At 73.1% G+C, this 6,383-nt stretch carries 5 protein-coding genes; 3 read left to right on the forward strand and 2 right to left on the reverse strand.

Going from position 1 to position 6,383, the window contains the following annotated elements:
• Positions 1 to 118 precede the first annotated feature (118 nt).
• Together ACSNOD_RS27080 and ACSNOD_RS27085 are read left to right on the forward strand one after the other, a co-directional pair.
• Positions 119 to 1,462 (forward strand): FtsW/RodA/SpoVE family cell cycle protein, encoded by a 1,344-nt coding sequence (locus tag ACSNOD_RS27080; protein WP_436769694.1) that lies wholly within the window; start codon positions 119 to 121, stop codon positions 1,460 to 1,462.
• Positions 1,459 to 2,943, forward strand: coding sequence for a penicillin-binding transpeptidase domain-containing protein (locus tag ACSNOD_RS27085; RefSeq protein WP_436769695.1), 1,485 nt, complete (start codon positions 1,459 to 1,461; stop codon positions 2,941 to 2,943). Before ACSNOD_RS27080 ends, ACSNOD_RS27085 begins: the two co-directional genes overlap by 4 nt.
• A 25-nt stretch (positions 2,944 to 2,968) precedes the next feature.
• Here the strand turns inward: ACSNOD_RS27085 and ACSNOD_RS27090 are convergent, their stop codons facing one another.
• The gene (locus ACSNOD_RS27090) at positions 2,969 to 3,757 is read right to left on the reverse strand and encodes a polysaccharide deacetylase family protein (RefSeq protein WP_436769696.1); all 789 of its coding nucleotides are present in this window, start codon (positions 3,755 to 3,757) and stop codon (positions 2,969 to 2,971) included.
• A gap of 247 nt (positions 3,758 to 4,004) precedes the next feature.
• Positions 4,005 to 5,117 (reverse strand): ferritin-like domain-containing protein, encoded by a 1,113-nt coding sequence (locus ACSNOD_RS27095; protein ID WP_436769697.1) that lies wholly within the window; start codon positions 5,115 to 5,117, stop codon positions 4,005 to 4,007.
• 203 nt (positions 5,118 to 5,320) lie between these two features.
• Here ACSNOD_RS27095 and ACSNOD_RS27100 point away from each other — a divergent pair, with 203 nt between their 5' ends.
• Positions 5,321 to 6,253, forward strand: coding sequence for an AurF N-oxygenase family protein (locus ACSNOD_RS27100; RefSeq protein WP_436769698.1), 933 nt, complete (start codon positions 5,321 to 5,323; stop codon positions 6,251 to 6,253).
• Positions 6,254 to 6,383 lie beyond the last annotated feature (130 nt).

Consider the following 6,383-nt stretch of genomic DNA (forward strand, 5'->3'; position numbering starts at 1 on the left):
TCGGGGCGAGCGCCCCTCCGGGGCCCGGCGCGGCCGCGCGCCACCCCGCACCGCCACCGCCCCCGCTCAGCCGTCCGACATACCAGACATAAGCCACCTCCCTTGCTAGGTTCCTCGCATGGCCCTGCTCATCGGTGCCGTGCTCATCTCCGTGTACGGCTACATCGAGGTCGGCCTGGCCAAGGAGAACTCCGTGCCGGGGGGTGCCGCCGCCTACGGCGCGGGCCTGGGGGTGCTCGCCCTGCTCGCTCATCTGGCGGTCCGCCTCCGCGCCCCGCACGCCGATCCCCTGCTGCTGCCGATCGCCGTGCTGCTCAACGGCCTCGGGCTGGTGCTGATCTACCGCCTCGACCTGGAGACCCCGGACCGGGCCGCGCCGACGCAGCTCGTCTGGTCGACCCTGGGCATCGGCCTGTTCATCGCGGTGGTGTGGCTGCTGCGCGACCACCGCCGGCTCCAGCGCTACCCGTACGTCTCCGTGGCGGTGGCCCTGGTTCTGCTGATCGTGCCGATCTTCTTCCCGGCCATCAACGGCGCCTACATCTGGATTCGCTTCGCGGGATTCTCCTTCCAGCCGGGCGAGTTCGCGAAGGTGCTCCTGGCCGTCTTCTACGCCGCCTATCTGGCCGCCAACCACGCGGCCCTGGCCCACACCGGCCGCAGCGTCCACGGGCTGCGGCTGCCCAGCGGGCGGGCGCTGGGCCCGGTGGTGACGATCTGGCTGGCCGGGGTCGGCGTGCTGGTGCTCGAACGCGATCTGGGCACCTCGCTGCTGTTCTTCGGGCTGTTCGTGATCCTGCTGTACGTGGCCACCGGCCGCCTCGGCTGGATCGCCGTGGGGCTGCTGCTGGCCGCGGTGGGGGCGTTCGTGGTCGGCTCGCTCGAACCCCATGTGCGCGCCCGGGTCTCCGACTGGCTGCACCCGTTCGCGAGCATCGAGGCGGGCCGCGGGCCGGGCCAGCTCGCCCAGTCGCTGTTCGCGTTCGCTGCCGGCGGCATGCTGGGCACCGGGCTCGGCCAGGGGCAGTCCGTGCTGATCGGCTTCGCCGTGAAGTCCGACTTCATCCTCGCGACCGCGGGCGAGGAGCTGGGGCTGGCCGGGCTGACGGCGGTCTTCCTGCTCTACGCGCTGCTGGTGGCGCGCGGCTACCGCGCGGCGCTGGGGCTGCGGGACGCCTTCGGGCGGCTGCTGGCCATCGGCCTCGCCTCGATCGTGGCGCTCCAGGTCTTCGTCATCGCGGGCGGCGTGACCGGGCTGATTCCGCTGACCGGCATGGCGATGCCGTTCCTGGCCCAGGGCGGGTCCTCGGTCGTCACCAACTGGATCATCGTGGCCCTGCTGATCCGTCTCAGCGACAGCGCGCGGGCACCGGACGGCGCGGTGCCCGACGGCGTACCGGACGGCCCCGGACCCGTGCCCGTACCCGACCCCGGACCCGTACGCGGCGGGGAGCGGCCATGACCCGCTGCATCCGGCACGCCGCCGCCTTCTGTCTGCTGCTCCTGGTCGCCCTGCTGGTCAACGCCGCCCGGGTGCAGGTGTTCCAGGCCGAGGAGTACAACCGCAACCCCGCCAACCGGCGCGACGCGGCGGCCCGTTACGCCCAGCCGCGCGGTGACATCTACGTGGGCGGCCGGCCCGTGACCGGCTCCCGGGAGACCGGCCGGACCCTGCGCTGGGAGCGCACCTACACCGACGGGCCGCTGTACGCGCCGGTCACCGGCTTCGCCTCGCATCTGTACGGCACCTCGCTGCTGGAGGACGCCGAGGACGCCCTGCTCTCCGGCGCCGACCCGCGGCTGGCCGCGCTCCCCCTGCTCCAGAAGGTCACCCGGGGGCGGGAGCCCGGCGGTCAGGTGCGCACCACCGTCCGGCCGGCCGCGCAGAAGGCCGCGTTCGCCGGGCTCGGGGACCGGCGGGGCGCGGTCGTCGCGATCGAACCCGCCACGGGCAGAATCCTCGCGCTGGCCAGCTCGCCCTCGTACGACCCGGGGCGGCTGGCCGGCACGGGCGTGGCGGCCGGGGCGGCCTGGCGGGAGCTGACCGGCAGCCCCGCCGAGCCGATGCTCAACCGCGCGCTGCGGCAGACCTATCACCCGGGGGCCGCGTTCACCGTGGTGACGGCCGCCGCCGCGCTGGACGCGGGGGTGGTCACGGATGTGCACGCGCCCGGGGACGCCCCGGCGCCGTACGCCCCGGCGGGCCTCGGGGCCGCGTTCGCCGACGAGCGGCCCGGCTGCCGCGGCGCGGGGCTGCTGCTCGCCTTCCAGGAGTCGTGCACCGCCGTGTTCGGGCGGCTCGGCGTCGAGGTGGGGGCGGCGGAGCTGGTGCGCACGGCGCGCAAGTTCGGCTTCGGCGACGGCCGGCTGCGGATTCCCTCCCGGGTGGCGCGGAGCACGTTCGCCGCCGACGCGGACCGGACGCGGCTCGCGCTGTCGGCCGTCGGCCGGCACCGTACGGCCGCCACGCCGCTGCAGATGGCCATGGTGGCGTCGGCGGTCGCCAACGGCGGCGATCTGATGCGCCCGCACCTGGTGAGCCGGGTGACGACGGCGTCGGGGCGGAACGTGGCGCGGAGCGTGCCGCAGAGCTATCGGCAGGCGATGAACCCGGCCACCGCCACGCAGCTGAAGCAGATGATGACGGCGGCGGTCACCGGCGGCGCGGCGGCCGCGGCGGCGTTCCCCGGCGCGGAGGTGGGCGGCGGGACCGGCTCGGCGCGGCAGGGGGACGGCGGCTCCGGCGCCCCGTACGCCTGGTTCATCGGCTGGGCGAGGGCGCCGGAGGCCCCGGTTCCGGCGGTGGCGGTCGCGGTGGTGGTCGAGGACGCCGAGGCGGGCCGGGCGGAGAGCGGGGGCGGCGGCAACGGCGGGGACGGCGGCGACGCGGCGCCGATCGCCCGCGAGGTGATGCGGTCGGTTCTGGAGCGGCCCGGCCCCTGACCGCGGCCGGGGCGCGGCCCGCCGCTCAGTGGATCTTGGGGAAGCTGAAGGCGTAGCCCTGTTCCTTGAGCCAGGGCAGGACCTGCTCCAGCGCGGCCACCGTCTGGGAGCGCTCGCCGCCGCCGTCGTGGAAGAGGATCGTCGGGCGCTCGGGGCTCACCTGGCGCTTGACCGTGGCCACGATCCCGGCGGTGCCCGGGTGCTGGAAGTCCTTGGTGTCGACGTTCCAGCCGAGCGGTCGCATGCCGTGGTCGGCGGCGATGCGGCGGCTGTCGGGGGTGAAGGCGCCGCCGGGGGCGCGGTAGTACGGGACCGGGGCGCCGCCGGACGCCTCCTCGATCAGCCGCTTGGCGTCGAGGATCTCCTTCTCCTGGTACGCCACGGACTTCTGGTCCATGGCGGTGTCGTGGGTCATGGAGTGGTCGCAGAGCCGGTGGCCGGCGGCCACGACCTTGCGCACCAGGTCGGGGTGGGCCTTGGCGTTCGGGCCGATCATGCAGAAGACCGCCTTGACGCCGTTCTTCTCCAGCACGTCGAGCACCTTGGGCGTCCAGGTGGGGTCCGGGCCGTCGTCAATGGTGATGTTGACGGCCTTGTCCCCGCTCTCGGCGGCGTGGACGATCTCGGCGGGCACCTTGGGCGTGGCCCGTTGCGTCTCCGGCCCCGGGGCCGGCTTGGCGTCCGGCCGGTCGCTCCTGCCGCCGCCGACCCCGGCCATGGCCACGGTGCCGACTATGGCCGCTACCAGGGCGAGGGCGACGGCCACGGCCAGCGCGATGCGACGGCCGGGTCCGGTGAGTGTCAGGCGTGCCATGGATCGTCCACTCTCTCTTCGCGTACCGGCGAGCACCGGGTGCTCCGTGAGGGAGGACCGACGCACTGGGCTCCCCCCGCACCGATAGATGAACAAATCGGTACGTGGGTTGCTTGTGACGTACGCCCCTTTCGGCCTGGAGCACGGGGCCGGCGCGGGTCTGGTACCCGGCCGGAGAGCGGCCGGCACCGCGCCCGGAGAGCGGGCGGAGGGCAGACGGAGAGCGGGTGGTGGCGGGAGGGAGCGCTCAGCCCTCGGCGGCCGCCCCCTGGGCGATGGCCTCGGCGACCTCCGCCGTGCGGGCGGCCTCCTCGGCCGCGAACCGCTCCGCGTCCAGTTGCTCGGCCAGCTCCTCGTCCTGGGTCATCAACAGGTCGAGGTTGGCGTCCCCGAGTTCGAGCACGCCCAGGTCGACATAGGCGCGCTGGAGCCGCTCGCCCCACAGGCCGATGTCCTTGACGCAGGGCACGATCCGGCTGAAGAGCAGCTTGCGGAAGAGGCGGAGGAACTCCGAGCGCTCGATGTACTCCATGGCCTCGGCGCGCGGGATGCCCAGGTTCTCCAGCACCTCGTTGCCCCGCAGCCGATCCCGCATCAGATAGCAGCCCTCGATCACGAACTCCTCGCGCTCGCGTCGCTCGGCGTCGCTCAGCTGCCGGTAGTAGTCGCGCAGCGCCATGCGCCCGAAGGCCACGTGCCGGGCCTCGTCCTGCATCACATAGGCGAGGATCTGCTTGGGCAGCGGCTTTCTGGTGCTGTCGCGGATCATGCCGAAGGCGGCCAGCGCCAGCCCCTCGATCAGCACCTGCATGCCCAGGTACGGCATGTCCCAGCGGGAGTCGCGCAGGGTGTCCCCGAGCAGCGACTTGAGGTTGTCGTTGACGGGATAGAGCATCCCGATCTTCTCGTGCAGCAGCCGGGTGTAGATCTCGGCGTGCCGCGCCTCGTCCATGGCCTGGGTGGCGGAGTAGAACTTGGCGTCGAGGTCGGGCACGGACTCCACGATGCGGGCGGCGCACACCATGGCGCCCTGCTCGCCGTGGAGGAACTGGCTGAACTGCCAGGAGGCGAAGTGCCGGCGGAGCTCACCCTTGTCCTTGTCGGTCATCCGGGCCCAGTGCCGGGTCCCGTAGAGGGAGAGCGCCTCGTCGGGGGTGCCGAGCGGGTCGTACGGGTCGACCTCCAGGTCCCAGTCGATCCGCTTGTTGGCGTCCCACTGCTTGTCCTTGCCCTTCTGGTAGAGGGCCAGCAGGCGCTCGCGGCCGTCGCCGTACTCCCAGCTGAAGCGGGCCGCGCCGGAGGCCGGCACCTGCCAGAGGGGGTCACCCGGGTCTTGTGCGTAGAGCTTCTGCGTCGACACCGACGCCTCCTTCGCCACGCGGTCCCTGTCCGGGAGGGGATGGTTGCAGGCTCACACGACTCTCCCGACGCGGTCAACCGACCAACCGGAAGTCGCCGTGGGGGTATTGACGAGCTTGCTGACAAGCAGTCTCATAAGTGGGTGACCCCCGGTAACCCTTCTGGCCAGCGCTGCCGCGAGCCCCGAGCGAGGTGCCCCCGACCATGACGACCGTCACGGAAACAGGAGCGATACGCGACGCACTCGGACTGCTCAAGGACCGCGAACAGGTCGCCGAACGCCTGCTGGAGGCGTCGGCGAAGCACTCCTTCGACCCCGACACCGAGCTCGACTGGGACGCTCCGCTCGAGGACGGCAAGTGGTTCTGGCCGCCGGAGCTGGTCTCGCTCTACGACACCCCGCTGTGGCGGCGGATGCCGGAGGAGCAGCGCATGGAGCTGGCCCGCCACGAGGCGGCGTCCCTCGCCTCCCTGGGCATCTGGTTCGAGGTCATCCTGATGCAGCTGCTGGTGCGGCACATTTACGACAAGCCGCTGACCAGCGCGCACGTCCGCTATGCCCTGACCGAGATAGCCGACGAGTGCCGGCACTCCAAGATGTTCGCCCGCATGATCACCAAGGGCGGGGCGCCCGCGTACCCCGTCTCCCGGCTGCACCACAACCTCGGCCGCTTACTCAAGACCGTCTCCACCACCCCCGGGTCGTTCGCCGCGACCCTCCTGGGCGAGGAGATCCTGGACTGGATGCAGCGGCTGACCTTTCCCGACGAGCGCGTCCAACCGCTGGTGCGCGGCGTCACCCGCATTCATGTGGTGGAGGAGGCGCGGCACGTCCGCTATGCCCGCGAGGAGTTGCGCCGCCAGATGGCGACGTGTCCGCGCTGGGAGGCGGGGCTGACCCGGCTCAGCTGCGGCGAGGCGGCCCGCGTCTTCTCGTTCGCCTTCGTCAACCCCCAGGTCTACACGAACGTGGGACTCGACCGGAACGAGGCCGTGGCCCAGGCCCGGGCGAGCGACCACCGGCGCGAGGTGATGCGCACCGGCGCCAAGCGGCTCACGGACTTCCTGGACGAGACGGGGGTGCTGCGCGGGGTCGGCCGCCGGCTGTGGGTCAGCTCGGGGCTGCTCGCCCCCTGAGCGCGCTCGAGTGGGCGGGCGGGGAGCGGTGGGCGCCCCCCGACGGCCGCGGCTCGCTCGCGGAGCGGTGGGCGCCCCGCTTCGCCGTCCATGGTGGGGCGGGGAGGGGGGGGGGGGCCCCCCCCCCCCC

It is taken from the genome of Streptomyces sp. URMC 123 (assembly GCF_051386515.1).
Taxonomy (GTDB): Bacteria; Actinomycetota; Actinomycetes; order Streptomycetales; family Streptomycetaceae; genus Streptomyces.

Coding starts and splice junctions, on each gene's coding strand:
- ACSNOD_RS27080 (WP_436769694.1), top strand. CDS start 119: ATGGCCCTGCTCATCGGTGCCGTGCTCATCTCCGTGTACGGCTACATC.
- ACSNOD_RS27090 (WP_436769696.1), bottom strand. CDS start 3,757: ATGGCACGCCTGACACTCACCGGACCCGGCCGTCGCATCGCGCTGGCC.
- ACSNOD_RS27100 (WP_436769698.1), top strand. CDS start 5,321: ATGACGACCGTCACGGAAACAGGAGCGATACGCGACGCACTCGGACTG.
- ACSNOD_RS27085 (WP_436769695.1), top strand. CDS start 1,459: ATGACCCGCTGCATCCGGCACGCCGCCGCCTTCTGTCTGCTGCTCCTG.